At 42.3% G+C, this 2,312-nt stretch carries 2 protein-coding genes; both read left to right on the plus strand.

What is annotated here, in order from left to right; genetic code table 11:
* On the plus strand, positions 1 to 942 hold a 942-nt coding region (locus tag MXE41_RS12880; RefSeq protein WP_247100872.1), incomplete at its 5' end, for a tyrosine-type recombinase/integrase.
* Positions 943 to 987: 45 nt separating this feature from the next.
* Positions 988 to 2,049 carry a tyrosine-type recombinase/integrase gene (locus tag MXE41_RS12885; RefSeq protein WP_247100873.1) on the plus strand — a complete coding sequence of 354 codons (1,062 nt, stop codon included), beginning with the start codon at positions 988 to 990 and terminating at the stop codon, positions 2,047 to 2,049.
* The last annotated feature ends 263 nt before the right edge of the window (positions 2,050 to 2,312 follow it).

Consider the following 2,312-nt stretch of genomic DNA (forward strand, 5'->3'; position numbering starts at 1 on the left):
GTATTTAGCAGTAAGCTTGCCGATCAAATAAAGAAGCTGATTTTGATGAAGCGCGCCAGCGGCAGATCATATAAGTCAGCTGCTGCTGCTCTTAAGCAACTGGACAGGTTTATTAGTCAGAATGATCATTCTGATGAAATTGCGATAACTCAGGAGCTTGTTGACAAGTGGTGTGTTCTTAGACCGAACGAACGATGGAAATCTTATATTTGCAGAGTATCTGCATTGCGTATCCTGGGCGAATTCATGCAAAAGGCAGGTTTACCCGCAGTTATTCCGGATCCTGTTCGCAGAAGCAAAAAAGATCAATACAAGCCCCACATTTTTAGCAGCACCGAGCTCTCCTTAATAGTAAAGGCCGCAAAGGAACTGCCAGTAAACCCATATTCCGGTTTTAGAGACCGGGTAATGCCTATTGGAATTAGACTCCTGTATCTTTCTGGCATGCGAATCGGAGAGTTGCTCAAGCTGAGAATTCGTGACTTTGACCCTTATACCTGTAGAATCACAATTCTTGGCGCAAAAAATGACAAGGACCGCATCATATACATACACCCTGAGTTTGCCAAGACTCTTAAGTCCTTCATTGACACCTTTCACGTCATGGCCTCATCTGATGATTACATTTTCATAGTAAGGCGTGGGGTCCAAATGAGTGCCAGTGTTTTCCACAGGGCTTTTGTCCAATGTCTTAAGAGAGCAGGGATTAAGCATATACCCGGCCAGGGGCCTAGAGTACATGATTTAAGACACACGTTCTGTGTTAATCTGATGAGGTACTGGCACCAGGAGAACATCGATGTTAACTCAATGCTGCCGGCCCTTTCTGCTCATCTCGGCCACACCGGCATTTCTGAGACCATGGTCTATTTACAATACGAAATAAGTGACCTGATTTCACTTCAAAATAGACTTTCCTCCAGTAGGGATGGACCGATATAATCAGCTGTTGATCAGCTCTGATCAAAATCTTACGGAGAATTGTCTATGGGCGAAAAGCAGCATACCTCGCATAAGGATAAGCTGGCACACTACATTCATAAGTACCTTGAAAATCATTTCAAGAAAGGTAGTGGAATGTCCCAGAGAACTCATGACATCCATGTTGATACATTTATCATGCTAGGAGACTATCTGGAAAGCGTGGAAAACTGTAGCAGCTCAGATGTTCCTGTGACCAAATTCAACGCAGATATGGTAATTGGCTTTATGAACTGGTATCGCAATACCAGACATGCAAGTGAGTCAAGCGTTGGAATCAGACTTTCAGTTCTAAGATTGCTTGCCAGGTTTCTCATACGGTCTATTCCTGAAAATGAGCCGAGCTTTGCAGAGATATTTGACATTCGAGTTAAAGGCATTTCTCAACACGAAGTGGAGTTTTTAACTGTAGAGCAAATGCGCGAGATACTGTCGGCACCTGAATCATATACGGACAATGGTTTTAGACATAAGGTTGCTCTGTCTATCTTATATGACAGTGGGTGTCGTGCTCAGGAGCTTTGCGATCTCAAAGTATGTGATGTATCGTGGTTCGACAGAAATGCAGTTCTAACAATTTATGGCAAGGGAGGAAAGATCAGGAATGTTCCTCTTGGGGAGAAGGTCAGCGCTCTTGTGAAAACCTACATTGGCAAGTTCAAGATGGAGGATAATCCAGACGCTCCTTTAATTACTAACAAGTACCATGAGAAGCTAAACAGAGCCGGTTTATCTCATATTGTCAAGAAATATGCAGCACTGGCCAGAAAGCAGGACGCATCTATACCTGCCAGTGTACATTGCCATATGTTCAGGCACAGTAAGGCTATGCATATGTTATGTGCAGGCGCTGACCTTGCTGAAGTTAAAGAGCTGCTTGGACACTCTAATATTGCTACAACGAGCATTTACCTGCATAACAGGAACAAGGTCATGAACCAGCACGGTGAGAACCTTCAGAGTATGATGGCTGCCAAGATCGATGCCAAGAAACAAGCCAGAAAACTATCTAACGAGAAAACATTTGAAACTTTACGGCTAAGAAAGAAAGTTTCTATAGAAGATTAGAGCTGACCTGAAAAAAGCAGGGGTATGAAAGGTAGGATGAGGTATGGCGGGAGTGTAGTGAATGGTGGTTTGTAATCTTGAATGATGTATAAAACGTGATTTTTAAGCCACTTATACAAATATCAAAATTATATGTCAAGATGAAGAGGGGCTACAATAGTAGTTTGTGTCAAAATGTCAAGATTATTTTAGGAAGATTTCCGATATTTAAGCTAAATTTCGTGGATTTCCTTAGCGATATAATTATGTTAACACTACCTGTT

It is taken from the genome of Anaerobiospirillum sp. NML120449 (genome assembly GCF_023051105.1).
Lineage (GTDB): Bacteria > Pseudomonadota > Gammaproteobacteria > Enterobacterales > Succinivibrionaceae > Anaerobiospirillum.